This is a genomic window from Mycobacterium sp. MAA66 (assembly GCF_041261665.1).
GTDB lineage: Bacteria > Actinomycetota > Actinomycetes > Mycobacteriales > Mycobacteriaceae > Mycobacterium.
In genome coordinates, this window is record NZ_JBGCCC010000002.1 from 445258 (window position 1) to 462565 (window position 17308).

A 17308-nucleotide genomic window follows, 5' to 3' on the forward strand; every position below is an offset into this window, starting at 1 on the left:
ACACTTTCACGACAGTCGCACAAGAACTGTAATTCCTGCTGCGCCTACTCGCCGCGGGCCTCCTTGGCCGCCCGATCGCCGCGGTGCACGAAGTACCCGAGCACCACGATGGCGAACCAGATCAGACCCACCAGAATCGCGGTGCGCCCATCCGGATCGAAGAACAACAGCACCACCACCAGCGCCAGGAAGGCCAGCGCCAGCATGTTGGTGACCGGGGCGCCGGGCAGCCGGTAGTCCGAAGCCGGCAGCAGACCCGCGGCCACCCGCTTGCGATACACCATGTGCGACACCAGGATCGAGCCCCACACGAAGATGATGCCGATGGTCGACACCGAGGTGACGTAGGCGAACGCCTTGTCCGGCGAGAGGTAGTTCACCAGCACGCCCACGCCCACGGCCAGGGCCGAGAAACAGATGGCCAGCATCGGCACCTGCCGGTTGCTCAGTGCCTGCAGACCGTTGGGCGCATCACCGCGCTGCGACAGACTGCGCACCATCCGGCCGGTCGAGTAGATGCCCGAGTTGCACGACGACAGTGCCGCCGTCAGCAGGATGAAGTTCACGATCCCCGCGGCCGCGGGGATGTTGAGGTACTGGAACACCGCGACGAACGGGCTCTGGCCGGCGTGGTAGTGCCGCCAACCCTGGATCGACAGGATCACGATCAACGCACCGACATAGAACAGCCCGATCCGGAACGGCAGCGTGTTGATCGCTTTGCGCAGCGTGACTTTCGGGTTCTCGGCCTCGCCGGCAGTGACGCCCACGAGCTCGACGCCGACGTAGGCGAACACCACGATCTGCAGGCTCAGCAGTGCCGAGGAGAACCCGGTCGAGAAGAAGCCGCCGTCGTTCCACAGATTGGCCAGGCTCGAACCCGGACCGGGCGCCAGACCCGTGAACGGGAGCAGCACGCCGATACCGATGAGGATCATGCCGATGATCGCGGTCACCTTGATCATCGAGAACCAGAATTCGGCCTCACCGAAGATCTTGACCGAGATCAGATTGGCCACGAACAACACCACCAGGACCACCAGCGCCGTCACCCATTGCGGGATGACATGCCCCCAGGCCCAGTTCTGGATGTATTTGCCGGCCACCGTGATCTCGGCCATGCAGGTGGTGACCCACACCGCCCAGTAGGTCCAGCCGTTGGCGAACCCGGCGAAACGGCCGAGGAACTCCTCGGCGTACTCCGAGATACTGCCGGACACCGGCCGGTACACCAGCAACTCGCCGAGCGCTCGCATGATGACGAAAACCGCAAGGCCCGCAACGAGGTAGGCCAGGATCAGCGCCGGACCGGCCTTTTCGATGGCACCGCCGGCGCCCCAGAACAACCCCGTTCCGATCGCCCCGCCGATCGCGATCATCTGCACAGTCCGCGCGGACAAACCGCGCTGGTAACCGGCGTCGACGTTTTCTACTTCAGTAGCGTTCGCGTCTCCCACTGCAAACGTCTATCACAGATTCAGTGACAAAACCGGGCGAAGCTGGGGGTTGGCGCGGAGTTGATTTCGCTGTAACGCTTCGGAGGTTCTCGCGCAGGAACGCGATGTCGTCCTTGCGGCCCTCTTCCGAGGTCTCGCAGATCACGGGTGCGTCCGCAGCCCGCACCACCGCCGCCAGCAGCTGCGGATCGATCTGGCCCGCGCCGAAATTGGCATGCCGGTCGGCGCCGGAGCCGGCAGCGTCCCGAGAGTCGTTGCAGTGCACCAAGTCGATTCGGCCGGTGATGGACTTGATCCGCTCGACGGCGTCGATCAGTGCCTCCCCCGCCGCCCACGCGTGGCAGGTGTCCAGGCAGAAACCAATGCCCTTGTCTCCGATGTGATCCCACAATCGGGCGATGGTGTCGAAGTGCCGGGCCATGGCGTGGTCGCCGCCGGCAGTGTTCTCCAGGTACACGGGAACGTCGGTCTTGAGCGCAGCGAGTGCTTTCACCCAGCGTTCGAAACCGGCGTCCATGTCGTTGTCGTCGGCGTGTCCGCCGTGCACGATGACCGCGGTCGCGCCGATCTCGGCGGCGGCATCGCAGGTGTCCTGCAGGATCTTGCGGGACGGGATGCGCACCTTGTTGTTGGCCGAGGCCACATTGATCAGATACGGCGCATGCACGTAGAGCGGAATGCTCGATGCCTTGAGGATTTCCGCATCCTCACGCGGCGCGGGCTTCTTCCAACTCTGCGGGTTGCCGAGGAAGAACTGAACCACGTCGGCCCCGTCGGCAGCAGCCGCGGCGAGTGGATCGGTGTTGTCGACATGCGAACCAATCAGCACGTGGCCAAGTCTAGGCGGGTGGCAGCAGACGGTTCATCAGCTCATCACGTCCACGGGTTCCCGCTCGGCAGGCTGCGGCCACTTCGCCGGCACCGGTCGCTGCCGGACCCGCTGCGGCCACCAGAACCAATGGCCCAGCAGCGTGGCGATGGACGGTGTCATCAGCGAGCGGACCACGAGGGTGTCGAACAGCAAGCCGAGTCCGATGGTGGTGCCCACCTGGCCGATGATGATCAGCTTGCTCACCGCCATGGACATCATGGTGAACGCGAAAACCAGACCCGCTGAGGTGACCACCGAGCCGGTGCCCACCATGGCGCGGATGATGCCGGTGTGCAGCCCGGCGTGGATCTCCTCCTTCATCCGCGAGACCAGTAGCAGGTTGTAGTCGGCTCCCACGGCCAGCAGGACGATGACCGACATGGGCAGCACCATCCAGTGCAGCGGAATGCCCACGACGTGTTGCCAGAGCAGCACAGACAGCCCGAACGCAGATGCCAGAGAGAACACGACGGTACCCACGATCACCGCCGACGCCACCACCGCACGGGTGAGCACCAACATGATGATGAAGATCAGGATGAGCGCCGCTGCCGCGACGATCATCAAGTCGAAATTGGCGCCCAGTTGCATGTCGTTGTACATCGCCGCGCTGCCACCGAGATAGATGGAGGCACCCTCCAGGGGCGTGCCCTTGATCGCGTCGGCGGCGGCAACCTTGAGCGGTTCGACGCGTGAGGTGCCCTCCGGGGTCAACGGATCACCCTGGTGAATGATGGTGAACCGCACCGCATGTCCGTCGGGCGACATGAACAGCTTGAGGCCGCGCTGGAAATCCGCGGTCGTGAAGGCTTCCGGTGGCAGATAGAACGAGTCATCGTTCTTGGCGGTATCGAAGGCCTCGCTCATCGCGGTGCCGGTCTGCTGCATCGCGATGGTCTGATCCTGCTGAGCCCGCTGCATCTGGTACTGGTTCAGCAGCACCTGCTTCTGGTGCTTCATCGACGCGATCTGCTTGGGCATCGTCGCGACCATCTTCGGCATCAGGTCGGCCATGTGCTGCATCTCCGGCACCAGGTCCTCGAAGTCGTCGGACATCTTGCTGATGCCGTCGATGCTGTCGAATACCGCGCGCATGGACCAGCACACCGGGATGTCGAAGCAGTGCGGTTCCCAATAGAGGTAATTGCGAATCGGCCGGAACTGATCATCGAAGTCCGACAAGTGATCTCGGGTGTCCCCCATGTCATTGGAGGTTGCCTTCATCTTGTCGGCCATGCGCTGCGAGACTGCGGCCAGATCGGTCTGGATATTCATCATCTCGGTCATCGCGTCGATGCTGTCCTGCAGATCGCCGGCTTGCGAGAGCAGATTGTCCAGATTGGTCTGCGTGTAATCGTTGTTCATGAGCTGCGTGGTGCCGCTCTGCCCCACGGTGTACGGGATCGTCGAGTGCTTGATCGGATCACCGTCGGGCCGGGTGATGGTCTGCACCTGGGCGATACCGTGCACGTTCTTGAGCGCCTTGGCAATCCTGTCGATCACCAGGAAGTCGGCCGGGTTCCGCAGGTCCCGGTCGGACTCGACCATCATCAGGTCCGGGTTCATCTTGGCCTGCGAAAAGTGCCGGAACGCAGCGTCATAGCCGACATTGGCCGCAACGTCCTTGGGCAGGTAGATCCGGTCGTTGTAGGTGGTGCGATAGCCCGGCAAGGCGATCAGACCAACGAGCGCGGCCACCACGGCGCAGACCAGGATCGCACCCGGCCAACGCACCGTCGCGGTGCCGACCCGGCGCCAGCCACGGGTCTTCGTGTTCTTCCGGGGTTCGAGGATTCGGCCGAAGCGCGTGAGGACCGAGATCAGCGCGGGGCCCATGGTCAGCGCCATCGCGACCACCATGACCATGCCGATCGCCAGCGGGAAGCCCATCGTCTGGAAGTACGGCAGCCGGGTGAAGTGCAGGCACAAGGTCGCGCCCGCGATCGTCAGACCCGAGGCCAGCACCACATGCGCTGTCCCGTGAAACATGGTGTAGTAGGCCGATTCTCGGTCTTCTCCGGCCCGCCGCGCCTCTTGATATCGACCGATCAGGAAGATGGCGTAGTCGGTCGCCGCGGCGATCGCCAGCGTGACCAGCAAGTTGGTCGCGAACGTCGTCAGCCCAAAAACGTTGTGGTAGCCCAGGAATGCCACCAAACCGCGCGCGCCGGACAGCTCGAGCACCACCATCAACAGCACGATCACCGTCGAGACGACCGACCGGTAGACGAGCACGAGCATGACCGCGATGACGGCGAAGGTGACCATTTCGATCAACTCCATGCTCTTGTCACCGACGGCGTTCTGATCGGTACTCGTTGCCGCGGGACCGGTCACATAGGCCTTCACCCCCGGCGGAGCGGGGGTCTCGGTGGCGACGTGACGAACCGCATCGACCGACTCGTTGGCCAGCGTCTCACCCTGGTCACCCGCGATGTAGACCTGCACGTAGGCAGCCTTACCGTCGCGGCTCTGGGCGCCCTTGGCGGTCAGCGTGTCGCCCCAGAAGTCCTGAACGTGCTGGACATGGGTGGTGTCCGCGCGCAGATCCTCGACCATCTTGTCGTAGAACTTGTGCGCATCGGGGCCGAGCGCGTGATCGCCTTCGAGCACGATCATCACCGAGCTGCTGGTGTTGTACTCATCGAACACCTTGCCGACCCGTTTGGTGGCGATCATCGAGGGTGCGTCGTTGGGGCTCATGGACACCGCGCGCAGCTTGCCGACAGCCTCTAGCTGCGGGACGGCGGTGTTCAGAGCGGCGACGACGACAATCCACGCCAGGATGATCGGCACCGCGAACAGCCGAATGAACCGCGGTATCCCCCGATGGCCGGTGGGCTCGACCGCGGGGATGGCCTCGGTCGGAGAGTCGTATGCCGGGGCGCTCATGCGGCCTTCACAAAGCAGAAGGTTTCGGCGTTCATACCGGTGGCGGTCCTCTCTTCTTTGACCACGTCATCGACGCTGACCCGGCAGCTGATGTGCCCGCCGTTGCCCTGGGCCAAGATGTTGGGCTGCACGGACGGCAAGGTGGTCTGCAGCGTCAACGTCCACGGCAAAGATGCGCCGGCGACGCGCTGCGGCCTGCCCTCTAGATCCATGTAGTTGATGACGGCCTCGGTGCCCGAGCCGAAGATCTCGTACTTCACGAACTTCGGGTTGAAGTCCTCGGCGTTGTCCGAGCTCTTCTCGGTCACCACAACGGGATTCGCGCCGAACACCTTGCGGACGTTCGTGACTATCAACGCACCGGCGACAACGGCGACGATCACCAATATGGGCAGCCATACCCGCCCGAGCACCCTTGTCATCGCTGCCTTCCTCGAAGTTGACAACTGCAGTTGACGGCCGCCGGCAGGGCGCGATCGAACGCGGCAGGCCGCCACCGACGTGATGACGCGGTGCGCGCGGGAGAGACCTGTCGAAGCCAGTCGATGCGTTTGAGCCCTCTGCGCCCGAAGACGTCACCAGAGTCGGTAGTCGCTGAAAGTTCTGTATCGCAAAACTAGCTGGGCTAAGCGGATCGAGTCAATCCGTTTTAGTGTTGCCCGCATTACACTCGACGCGTGACTGCGCATGAGCCGGCGGGCCGCCCGCTGCGTAAGGACGCCGAGCGCAATCGCACGCGCATCCTCGAAGCGGCCCGCGAATTGTTCGCAGTCAAAGGCCTGGAGCCGAATCTCAACGACGTGGCCCGCCATGCAGGCGTAGGCGTGGGAACCGTGTATCGGAGGTTCGCCACCAAGGAAGAACTCCTCGAGGCGATCTTCGAAGATGCGCTGAATCAGCTCACCGCCCTGGCCGAATCGGCCCTGCACCAACAAGACTCATGGCAGGGGTTTGTCTGTTTCGTCGAGCAGCAGTGCGAAATGACCGCGACCGATCGCGGTCTGCGGGAGATCGCCTTCAGTAAATGCTACGGCGGCGACAGAGTGACAGCGGCCAAAGACCGCCTCTCCGCGGTCACCACGAGCCTCGTCGAGTGCGCCCAGAGCAGCGGCCAACTACGTCCAGGCGTGTCGGCAACCGACCTGCCTGTGCTCGCACTTCTGGCCGGCACGGTGAGCGAATTCGCCGGACATGTGGATGCCGAGCTGTGGCGCCGATACGTGGCCGTGCTCCTGGAAGGAATGCGGCACCGCAGTGACCAAGAGCCGGTGCCGGTTCCAGCCTTGGACCACGACGCGCTCGATGCGGCGATGCAAACCTGGGAACCCGCGGGTCCCGCGACCTACCGGCTCCGGCGAAACGCCAGCCCATGCAATCAGGATTCGTGAGACGACACCGCCCGGCGCCGCGAGGCTCCCGCCGGGACCAGCGCCGGGCCTGACGAAATCGGAACGATTCGGTTCCCGTAGCCGTGTTCCCCATCAGGCCAGAACTCACACAAACATTGCTGCCCGTGCGTCCGGCAAAGCGTTGTGGCCCTTCGCCATCCAAGTCAACATGGCACCATGCAGCCGAAACCGGTTGGCGCTTCGTAAATCTCACGCTCTCGGCAACTCCCCGCATAGGCGCCGCGCGCCGACCGAGCGGCCCAGGTCGCGTGACCTGCGCCACAAGATGAACCGAATGCCGGCGCATCTCGTGACCAGGGTGAAGGAGGAACAGATGAGCGTAATCGCAAGCGTCCGTGGCGAACTGCCGCCCAACCGCTATTCCCAGGATCAGGTGACCGAGGCGCTGCTGGCGATGCCCGGCTACGCAGAGCACGCGGACGCGATCCGCAAACTCCATCGCAGTGCCAAGGTGGACAGCAGGCATACGGTGTTACCGCTGGAGGACTACGCGGCCCTGACTGATTTCGGCCGCGCCAACGACGTCTTCATCGAACATGCAGTGAAGTTGGGTTGCGCGGCGGTCCTGGGTGCACTGGAGGACGCCGGGCTGGAGCCCGCAGATGTCGACGTCATCTACACCACGACCGTCACCGGCGTGGCTGTGCCGACGCTCGATGCCCGGATCGCCGGGATCATCGGCCTGCGCCCCGATGTCCGCCGCGTGCCGATGTTCGGGCTCGGCTGCGTAGCCGGCGCCGCCGGAGTGGCCAGAGTCCACGATTACCTGCGCGGGGCGCCCGACGGCGTCGCGGTGTTGCTGGCAGTCGAACTGTGCTCCTTGATTCCCAAGACCGATCCCTCGATGGCCACCGTCGTCGGCTCCAGCCTGTTCGGCGACGGAGCAGCAGCGGTGGTCATGGTCGGCGACCGTCGCGCCCTGCAGATCCGGGAGACCGGCCCACAGGTGCTCGACTCCCGTAGCCACCTGTACCCCGATTCGCAGCGGACCATGGGCTGGGACATCGACGCGAGCGGCTTCCGGTTGGTGCTCTCCCCCGACGTGCCGAAGGTGGTGGAAAAGTACCTCGGCGAGGATGTCGCGAAATTCCTTGCCGCACATGACCTTCAGATCGAAGACATCGGTACCTGGGTCAGCCACCCCGGCGGTCCCAAGGTCATCGAAGCGATCACCGCGACGCTGGGTCTTCCCGACGACGCGCTCGAGCTGACCTGGCGGTCCCTGGCCGAGGTGGGCAATCTGTCGTCGGCCTCTGTCCTGCACGTCTTGCGTGACACCATCGCCAAGCGGCCACCTGCGGGCAGCCCCGGGTTGATGTTGGCCATGGGACCGGGTTTCTGCTCCGAGCTCGTCCTGTTGCGCTGGCGGTAATCCGATGACCTGGTATCTCCTGTTGATCGCGGCCGTCGCCGTCGAACGCGTCGTCGAACTCGTGGTGTCCAGACGCAACCTGGCCTGGTCCATGGCGCAGGGCGGCACCGAACACGGCTTCGGCCACTACCCCGTCATGGTGGTCCTGCACATCGGCCTGCTGGTGGGGTGCGTCGCCGAACCCCTGTTGCTGCACCGGCCGTTCATCCCGGCGTTGGGCTGGCCGATGCTCGCCGTCGTCCTGGCAGCGCAGGTCCTGCGGTGGTGGTGCATCACGGCGCTGGGCCCGCAGTGGAATACCCGCGTCATCGTCGTGCCCGGCGCCTCACGCGTCATCGGCGGCCCGTATCGCTGGATCCCGCATCCGAACTATGTGGCGGTGGTGGTGGAGGGCTTCGCCTTACCGCTGGTGCATTCGGCGTGGGTGACCGCGGTCGCGTTCACCACGCTCAACGCACTATTGCTGCGGACCCGACTGCGGGTCGAGAACGCTGCGCTGGCCGGCTTGTCGTGATCGACCTGCTGGTGGTCGGCGGCGGTCCTGCGGGACTGGCGACCGCGCTGTACGCGGCGCGTGCCGGTCTCGAAGCAGTCATCGTCGAACGCCGGCCAGGCGTCTTGGACAAGGCCTGCGGCGAGGGCTTGATGCCCCACACCCTGGCCCATCTGGACCGGCTGGGGGTGGTTACGCAGGGCCGTCCACTGCGCGGGATCAGTTATCACTCGAGCACCGCCCACGCCGAGGCGACGTTCCGCGGCGGCGAGGTGGGCCGCGGTGTGCGCCGAACAGCGCTGCACGCGGCGATGTCCGATGCCGCCCACGCCGCCGGGGTGAAGTTCATCTTGGGCGAGGCCGGCGAGATTGCACAGGACGCGGCCAGTGTTCGGGCCGGCCAGTTCCGCGCCCGCTACCTGGTGGCGGCCGACGGGCTGCACTCGCCGATCCGCCGCGATCTCGGGTTGTCGCTACCGGCTACCGGCCCGCGACGCTGGGGCATTCGACGGCACGTCCAGATGGCACCGTGGACCGACAAGGTCGAGGTGCACTGGAGCCACGATGCCGAGGCGTACGTGACGCCGGTGGCGCAGGACTGCGTCGGCATCGCGATTCTGTCGGCCGGCCGCGGCGGCTTCGAGTCGAAGTTCGACGCGTTCGACGAACTTCGACAGCGGGTGGCGGGTCACGAGGCAGGGCCCGACCGGGCAGCCGGACCTCTGCGGCAGCAGGTACGGAGTCGGGTCGCGGGCCGGGTGCTCTTGGTCGGCGACGCGGCGGGGTACATCGACGCACTCACCGGCGAGGGCCTGGGGCTCGCGTTCGGTGCGGCCGAGGCGCTGGTCGACTGCGTCGCGCGGAATCGGATCGACGAGTATGACCGTCGGTGGCGCAGCCTGACCCGTCGCTACCGATTACTCACCGACGCACTGGTACAGGCGACGGCGCGGCCGATGGTGCGCTCGCGGCTGGTCCCGGCCGCCGCCGCACTGCCACGGGTGTTCTCCGCCTGCGTGAATCAGCTGGCGTTCTGACCGGTACGCCGGACTTACGGCGCGACTGCACCCCGCCCGTCCAGACGCGAAAACCCCCAAAATCCGGAGATTTTGGGGGTTTTCGCGTTTGGTCGCGCGGCTAAGCGCTACCGGTAATCCGAGTAACCGTAATCGTCCAGCGGCACCGCGGCACCGGTGGCCTGACCGAAGTCCGGGCTGTAGTACTGATCCTCGTAGGACGGGATCGTGTACGCCGCAGCACGAGCTTCTTCGGTCGGCTGCACCTGGATGTTGCGGTACCGGTTGATGCCGGTACCGGCCGGGATCAACTTACCGATGATCACGTTCTCCTTCAGACCCTGCAGCTTGTCGCTGCGGCAGTTGATCGCCGCATCGGTCAGCACGCGAGTGGTCTCCTGGAACGACGCCGCCGACAGCCACGAGTCGGTGGCCAGCGATGCCTTGGTGATACCCATCAGCACCGGACGGCCGGCCGCGGGCTCGCCGCCCTCGGCGACCACCCGACGGTTCGCGGTCTCGAACTCGGCACGCTCGGTCAGCGAGCCGGGCAGGAACTCCGTCGCACCCGAATCGATGATCGTGACGCGACGCAGCATCTGCCGGACGATGACCTCGATGTGCTTGTCGTGGATCGACACACCCTGTGCGCGGTAGACCTCCTGGACCTCCTTGACGAGGTGGATCTGCACCTCGCGGGGGCCCTGGACACGGAGCACCTCGTGGGGGTTCGCCGAACCCTCCATGAGCTGCTGACCGACCTCGACGTGGTCACCATCGGCCAACAGGCGCTCGGTGCCGTCGTCGTGCTTGAACACCCGCAGGCGACGGTTACGACGGGGCAGCTTGTCGTAGACGACTTCCTCGCCACCATCGTCGGGGACGATGGTGATCTTGTAGAACTTGTCGTCTTCTTCCAGGCGCACCCGGCCGGCCACGTCGGCAATCGGAGCCACGTTGCGGGGCACGCGGGCCTCGAACAGCTCCTGCACACGGGGCAGACCACCGGTGATGTCGTCACCGACGCCACCCTGGTGGAAGGTACGCATGGTCAGCTGGGTACCGGGCTCACCGATGGACTGGGCGGCGACGATGCCGACGGCCTCGCCGATGTCGACCAGCTTGCCGGTGGCCATCGAGCGGCCGTAGCACTTGGCGCACACACCGGTGCCGGTGGCACAGGTCAGCACCGAGCGCACCTTCACCTGCGAGATACCCGCGGCCAGCAGAGCCTCGATCGCGGGATCACCGAGATCGTGGCCGCGCTCGACGACGACGTTGCCGCTGGCGTCGAGTGCATCGGTGGCCAGGGTCCGCGCGTACGCGGAGGTCTCGATGTGAGCGTCGCGCACCAGCGAACCGTCGGCCTGGACCTCGGCGAGGGTGACCAGCACACCGCGCTCGGTCTGGCAGTCGTCCTCACGCACGATGACGTCCTGCGACACGTCCACCAGACGACGGGTCAGGTAACCCGAGTCGGCGGTACGCAGCGCGGTATCGGCCAGACCCTTACGGGCACCGTGGGTGTTGATGAAGTACTCCAGCACCGTCAGACCCTCGCGGAACGAGGACTTGATCGGCCGCGGGATGAACTCACCCTTCGGGTTGGTCACCAGACCCTTCATGCCCGCCAACGTGCGGGTCTGGGTGAGGTTACCGGTGGCGCCCGACTTCACGATCGTGATGATCGGGTTGTCCTCGGGGTAGTACGCCTCCAGTGCCTTACCGACCTCTTCGGTGGCCTGCTGCCAGATCTTGACCAGTTCACCGTTGCGCTCGTCGTGGTTCAGACCACCGCGCTGGTACTTCTTCTCGATCGCGTCGGCCTGGCCCTCGTAACGCTCCAGGATCTCCTGCTTCTGCGGGGGAACCAGAACGTCGGCCATCGAGACCGTCACTCCCGAACGGGTGGCCCAGTGGAAGCCGGCGTCCTTGAGCTTGTCGACGGTCTGGGCGACCACGATCATCGGGTAGCGCTCGGCCAGATCGTTGATGATCGCGGCCTGCACCTTCTTGTGCATCTGCTTGTCGATGAAGGCGTAGCCCTTGGGCAGCAGCTCGTTGAAGAGCACGCGACCCAGGGTCGTCTCGGCGGTCCAGGCGTCGCCCGGCTTCCAGCCGTTCTCGAACAGCTGCGCCTCGATGTCGGCCGGCGGACGCTGCTGCGTCAGCCGAACCTTGATCTTGGACCGAACGGAGAGCGAGCCGCGGTCGACCGCCATGATGGCTTCCGACGGCGAGCTGTACACACCGGACTCCGGCTGATCCTTGGCGGCCGGGGTGTATTCACCCAAGTCGCCGTCGATCTGCGTGGTCAGGAAGAACAGCCCGGTCACCATGTCCAGACGCGGCATGGCCAGCGGGCGGCCCGACGCGGGCGACAGGATGTTGTTCGAGGACAGCATCAAGATGCGGGCCTCGGCCTGCGCCTCCGCCGACAGCGGAAGGTGCACGGCCATCTGGTCACCGTCGAAGTCGGCGTTGAACGCCTCACACACCAGCGGGTGCAGCTGGATGGCCTTGCCCTCCACCAGCTGCGGCTCGAAGGCCTGGATACCCAGGCGGTGCAGCGTAGGTGCACGGTTCAGCAGCACCGGGTGCTCGGCGATGACCTCTTCGAGGACGTCCCACACCTGCGGACGCTGACGCTCGACCATGCGCTTGGCGCTCTTGATGTTCTGCGCGTGGTTCAGGTCGACCAGACGCTTCATCACGAACGGCTTGAACAGCTCGAGGGCCATCAGCTTGGGCAGACCACACTGGTGCAGCTTGAGCTGCGGGCCGACCACGATGACCGAACGGCCGGAGTAGTCGACGCGCTTACCCAGCAGGTTCTGCCGGAAGCGACCCTGCTTGCCCTTGAGCAGATCGGACAGCGACTTGAGCGGACGGTTGCCCGGTCCGGTGACCGGACGGCCGCGACGGCCGTTGTCGAACAGCGCGTCCACCGACTCCTGCAGCATGCGCTTCTCGTTGTTCACGATGATCTCGGGCGCGCCCAGGTCGATCAGTCGCTTCAACCGGTTGTTGCGGTTGATCACGCGGCGGTACAGGTCGTTCAGGTCGGAGGTGGCGAACCGGCCACCGTCGAGCTGAACCATCGGACGCAGCTCCGGCGGGATCACCGGAACGGCGTCGAGCACCATGCCCATGGGCGAGTTGCGGTTCATCTGGAACGCCGCGACGACCTTCAGACGCTTGAGGGCGCGCAGCTTCTTCTGGCCCTTGCCGTTCTTGATGGTGTCGCGCAGGATCTCGGCCTCGGCGTCGATGTCGAAGGTCTCGATGAGCTTCTTGATCGACTCGGCACCCATGGCGCCGGTGAAGTACTCGCCGTAGCGGTCCTGCAGCTCGCGGTACAGCACCTCATCGACGATGAGCTGCTTGGGAGCCAACTTGGTGAAGGTGGTCCAGATCTCGTCGAGCCGGTCCAGCTCACGCTGGGACCGGTCGCGGAGCTGACGCATCTCGCGCTCGCCACCGTCACGCACCTTGCGACGCACGTCGCTCTTGGCGCCTTCGGCCTCCAGCTCGGCCAGGTCGGTCTCGAGCTTCTGGCTGCGCTCGGCCAGATCCAGATCACGCTGATCCTCGACGGCCTTCTTCTCGACGACCATCTCGGCCTCGAGCGTGGACAGCTCGTTGTGCCGCATCTCGGTATCGACGCTGGTGATCACGTAAGCCGCGAAGTAGATGATCTTTTCCAGATCCTTCGGGGCCAGGTCCAGCAGGTAACCCAAGCGCGACGGAACGCCCTTGAAGTACCAGATGTGCGTGACGGGCGCGGCCAGCTCGATGTGGCCCATCCGCTCACGACGCACCTTGGCGCGAGTCACCTCGACGCCACAGCGCTCGCAGACGATGCCCTTGAAGCGGACGCGCTTGTACTTGCCGCAGTAGCACTCCCAGTCGCGAGTCGGTCCGAAGATCTTCTCGCAGAACAGGCCGTCCTTTTCCGGCTTGAGCGTGCGGTAGTTGATGGTCTCCGGCTTCTTGACCTCGCCGAAGGACCAATTACGGATGTCTTCCGCGGTGGCCAGGCCGATGCGGAGTTCATCGAAGAAGTTGACGTCTAGCACGTAACTCCCTTTCCCCTTGCGGGTTTATGAATCAGAAAAAGCTGACTGGCTGACGGTTGACTAGGCGAGGTCCTCGACGGACGCGGACTCGTTGCGCGACAGGTTGATACCCAGGTTCGCGGCGGTGCGCTCCAGGTCCTCGTCGTCACTGTCGCGCATCTCGATCGCAGCGCCGTCCGAAGACAGCACCTCGACGTTGAGGCACAGCGACTGGAGTTCCTTGAGCAGAACCTTGAACGACTCCGGAATGCCCGGCTCGGGGATGTTCTCGCCCTTGACGATCGCCTCGTAGACCTTCACGCGACCGACGGTGTCGTCGGACTTGATGGTCAGCAGCTCCTGCAGCGTGTACGCCGCGCCGTAGGCCTGCATGGCCCAGCACTCCATCTCACCGAACCGCTGGCCACCGAACTGCGCCTTACCACCGAGCGGCTGCTGGGTGATCATCGAGTACGGGCCGGTGCTGCGGGCGTGGATCTTGTCGTCGACCAAGTGGTGCAGCTTCAGGATGTACATGTAGCCGACCGTCACCGGGTACGGGAACGGCTCACCACTACGTCCGTCGAACAACTGCGACTTGCCTTCGGCGTTGACCATCACGTCACCATCGCGGTTCGGCAGCGTCGAGGCCAGCAGGCCCTCCAACTCACCCTCGCGGGCACCGTCGAACACCGGGGTGCTCACGATGCTGTCGCGGGGTGCGCTGCGCATACCCTCGGGCAGGTTCGCTGCCCAGTCGGGCTCACCTTCGACGTTCCAGCCGGCCTTGGCCACCCACCCGAGGTGGGTCTCCAGGATCTGGCCGATGTTCATACGACGCGGCACACCGTGGGTGTTCAGGATGATGTCCACGGGGGTGCCGTCGGGCATGAACGGCATGTCCTCGATCGGCAGGATCTTGCCGATGACGCCCTTGTTTCCGTGGCGTCCGGCGAGCTTGTCGCCGTCGGAGATCTTGCGCTTCTGGGCCACGTAGACGCGGACCAGCTCGTTGACACCGGCAGGCAGCTCGTCGTCGTCCTCGCGCGAGAACACGCGGATACCGATGACCTTGCCGGACTCACCGTGCGGCACCTTCAGCGACGTGTCGCGGACCTCGCGGGCCTTCTCGCCGAAGATGGCGCGCAGCAGGCGCTCCTCGGGGGTCAGCTCCGTCTCACCCTTCGGGGTGACCTTGCCGACCAGGATGTCGCCGTCGCGGACCTCGGCGCCGATGCGGACGATGCCGCGCTCGTCGAGGTCGGCCAGCACCTCATCGGAGACGTTCGGGATGTCCCGGGTGATCTCCTCGGCGCCCAGCTTGGTGTCGCGGGCATCGATCTCGTGCTCCTCGATGTGGATCGAGGTGAGCACGTCCTCCTCCACGAGCCGCTGGCTCAGGATGATCGCGTCCTCGTAGTTGTGGCCTTCCCACGGCATGACCGCAACCAGCAGGTTCTTGCCCAGGGCCATCTCACCGTTCTCGGTGCAGGGACCGTCGGCGATGACCTGGCCGGCCTCCACCCGCTGCCCGGAGTCCACGATCGGACGCTGGTTGGCGCAGGTGCCGTGGTTGGAGCGGGCGAACTTGCGCATCCGGTAGGTGTGCCGGCTGCCGTCGTCGGCCATCACGGTGACGTAGTCGGCCGAAACCTCCTCGACCACACCGGTCTTCTCCGAGACCACCACGTCGCCGGCGTCGATCGCGGCGCGCAGCTCCATGCCGGTACCGACCAGCGGGGCCTCGCTCCGCACCAGCGGAACCGCCTGACGCTGCATGTTCGCACCCATCAGGGCGCGGTTGGCGTCGTCGTGCTCCAGGAACGGGATCATCGCGGTTGCGACCGACACCATCTGGCGCGGCGAGACGTCCATGTAGTCCACGTCGTTGGCCGACACGAACTCGACCTCGCCGCCCTTACGACGGACGAGGATCTTGTCCTCGGTGAAACGGCCGGTGTCGTCCAGCGGCGAGTTGGCCTGCGCCACGATGTGGCGGTCCTCCTCGTCGGCGGTCAGGTAGTCGATCTGGTCGGTGACCACACCGTCGGTGACCTTGCGGTACGGCGTCTCGATGAAGCCGAACGGGTTGACCCGGGCGTAGACCGACAGCGAGCCGATCAGACCGATGTTCGGGCCTTCAGGGGTCTCGATCGGGCACATCCGGCCGTAGTGCGACGAGTGCACGTCGCGGACCTCAAGGCCGGCGCGCTCACGGGACAGACCACCGGGGCCCAGCGCCGACAGACGACGCTTGTGGGTCAGACCCGACAGCGGGTTGTTCTGGTCCATGAACTGCGACAGCTGGCTGGTTCCGAAGAACTCCTTGATCGCCGCCACGACGGGACGGATGTTGATCAGGGTCTGCGGGGTGATCGCCTCGACGTCCTGAGTGGTCATGCGCTCACGCACGACACGCTCCATACGGGACAGGCCGACCCGGATCTGGTTCTGGATCAGCTCACCGACGGTACGCAGACGACGGTTGCCGAAGTGGTCGATGTCGTCGACCTCGACGGGAACCTCGGAGCCGCCCGGGGCGGTCATCTTGTTGTCACCGTCGTGCAGACGCACCAGGTACTCGATGGTGGCGACGATGTCCTCTTCGGTCAGCGTCGAGCTGGTGATCGGCTGGCCGACGTTCAGGCCCAGCTTCTTGTTCACCTTGTATCGACCCACGCGGGCCAGGTCGTAGCGCTTCTCCTTGAAGAACAGGTTCTCCAGCAGGGTCTGCGCGGACTCCTTGGTCGGCGGCTCGCCCGGGCGCAGCTTGCGGTAGATGTCCAGCAGCGCCTCGTCGGGACCGGCGGTGGTGTCCTTCTCCAGGGTGCCCATCATGATCTCGGAGAAGCCGAAGCGCTCACGGATCTGCTCGCTGGTCCAGCCCAGCGCCTTGAGCAGCACGGTGACCGGCTGACGACGCTTGCGGTCGATACGCACACCGACGGTGTCGCGCTTGTCGACGTCGAACTCCAGCCAGGCGCCACGGCCCGGGATGACCTTGACGCTGTGCAGGGTCTTCTCGGTGGCCTTGTCGATGGCCTCGTCGAAGTACACACCGGGCGAACGCACCAGCTGGCTGACCACGACACGTTCGGTGCCGTTGATGATGAAGGTGCCCTTCTCCGTCATCATCGGGAAGTCACCCATGAACACCGTCTGGCTCTTGATCTCGCCGGTGGTGTTGTTGATGAACTCGGCCGTGACGAACAGCGGGGCCGCGTACGTCATGTCCTTGTCTTTGCACTCGTCGACCGGAGCCTTGACCTCGTCGAAACGCGGGTCGGAGAAGCTCAGCGACAAGGTGCCGGCGAAGTCCTCGATCGGGGACAGCTCATCGAGTACCTCTTCGAGGCCACCCTTGGCTCCGGCATCACCACGCTCGGCGGCCTTCGCTCGCCAGCTCTCGGAGCCGATCAGCCACTCGAACGAGTCGGTCTGCACATCGAGCAGCCCCGGAACCTCGAGCGGTTCACGAAGCTTTGCGAAGGAGACCCGGTTCGGCGCCCCGGGAACGGAGTTAGAGGTATTAGCGGACTTGCTCTGGCGAGAGACTGCCAAGATGCACCCTTCCAGCACTGGTGCGACGATCTGGAAGGGCTGTGGGCCAGTCCGTGCCGTCGCGCTATCTGCGTCGGTTCGGCTGGCGGTATCCAGTCCAAGCCACCAGACTGGAGGCACACGACTAGATCACTGAGCAGAGCTCAGACTGAGACCACGTGTCGGGTGCAGGTCGTAAG

At 65.1% G+C, this 17308-nt stretch carries 9 protein-coding genes and 1 pseudogene; 4 read left to right on the plus strand and 6 right to left on the minus strand.

The window, feature by feature from the left end; genetic code table 11:
- Nucleotides 1-44: 44 nt before the first annotated feature.
- From ABIA30_RS08695 to ABIA30_RS08710, 4 genes and pseudogenes are all read right to left on the minus strand, one after another.
- A complete protein-coding gene (locus ABIA30_RS08695; protein WP_370064173.1) occupies nucleotides 45-1457 on the minus strand; it encodes an amino acid permease in 1413 nt (470 codons plus the stop codon).
- A gap of 76 nt (nucleotides 1458-1533) precedes the next feature.
- A pseudogene (locus ABIA30_RS08700) lies at nucleotides 1534-2286 on the minus strand (deoxyribonuclease IV); the annotation flags it as partial.
- Between the two features lie 36 nt (nucleotides 2287-2322).
- On the minus strand, nucleotides 2323-5220 hold the full coding sequence (locus ABIA30_RS08705; RefSeq protein WP_370064175.1) for an RND family transporter: 2898 nt from the start codon (nucleotides 5218-5220) through the stop codon (nucleotides 2323-2325).
- The gene (locus ABIA30_RS08710; RefSeq protein WP_370064177.1) at nucleotides 5217-5642 is read right to left on the minus strand and encodes an MmpS family transport accessory protein; all 426 of its coding nucleotides are present in this window, start codon (nucleotides 5640-5642) and stop codon (nucleotides 5217-5219) included. Before ABIA30_RS08710 ends, ABIA30_RS08705 begins: the two co-directional genes overlap by 4 nt.
- 255 nt (nucleotides 5643-5897) lie before the next feature.
- On the opposite strand from ABIA30_RS08710, the gene ABIA30_RS08715 reads away from it, so the two are divergent.
- The 4 genes from ABIA30_RS08715 to ABIA30_RS08730 all read left to right on the plus strand — a co-directional run bounded on the left by ABIA30_RS08715 (nucleotide 5898) and on the right by ABIA30_RS08730 (nucleotide 9531).
- Nucleotides 5898-6608 (plus strand): TetR/AcrR family transcriptional regulator, encoded by a 711-nt coding sequence (locus tag ABIA30_RS08715; protein ID WP_370064179.1) that lies wholly within the window; start codon nucleotides 5898-5900, stop codon nucleotides 6606-6608.
- Between the two features lie 334 nt (nucleotides 6609-6942).
- Nucleotides 6943-8001: a type III polyketide synthase gene (locus ABIA30_RS08720; RefSeq protein WP_370064181.1), complete on the plus strand. Its 1059-nt coding sequence runs from the start codon at nucleotides 6943-6945 to the stop codon at nucleotides 7999-8001.
- Between the two features lie 4 nt (nucleotides 8002-8005).
- Complete coding sequence (locus ABIA30_RS08725) at nucleotides 8006-8515, plus strand: isoprenylcysteine carboxyl methyltransferase family protein (protein ID WP_370064183.1); 510 nt, start codon at nucleotides 8006-8008, stop codon at nucleotides 8513-8515.
- Nucleotides 8512-9531, plus strand: coding sequence for an NAD(P)/FAD-dependent oxidoreductase (locus tag ABIA30_RS08730; protein ID WP_370064185.1), 1020 nt, complete (start codon nucleotides 8512-8514; stop codon nucleotides 9529-9531). The genes ABIA30_RS08725 and ABIA30_RS08730 overlap by 4 nt, the downstream gene beginning before the upstream one ends.
- Nucleotides 9532-9638: 107 nt before the next feature.
- Here the strand turns inward: ABIA30_RS08730 and ABIA30_RS08735 are convergent, their stop codons facing one another.
- Together ABIA30_RS08735 and ABIA30_RS08740 are read right to left on the minus strand one after the other, a co-directional pair.
- Nucleotides 9639-13589 (minus strand): DNA-directed RNA polymerase subunit beta', encoded by a 3951-nt coding sequence (locus ABIA30_RS08735; protein ID WP_370064187.1) that lies wholly within the window; start codon nucleotides 13587-13589, stop codon nucleotides 9639-9641.
- Nucleotides 13590-13649: 60 nt separating this feature from the next.
- The gene (locus ABIA30_RS08740) at nucleotides 13650-17129 is read right to left on the minus strand and encodes a DNA-directed RNA polymerase subunit beta (protein WP_370064189.1); all 3480 of its coding nucleotides are present in this window, start codon (nucleotides 17127-17129) and stop codon (nucleotides 13650-13652) included.
- Between the last annotated feature and the right edge of the window lie 179 nt (nucleotides 17130-17308).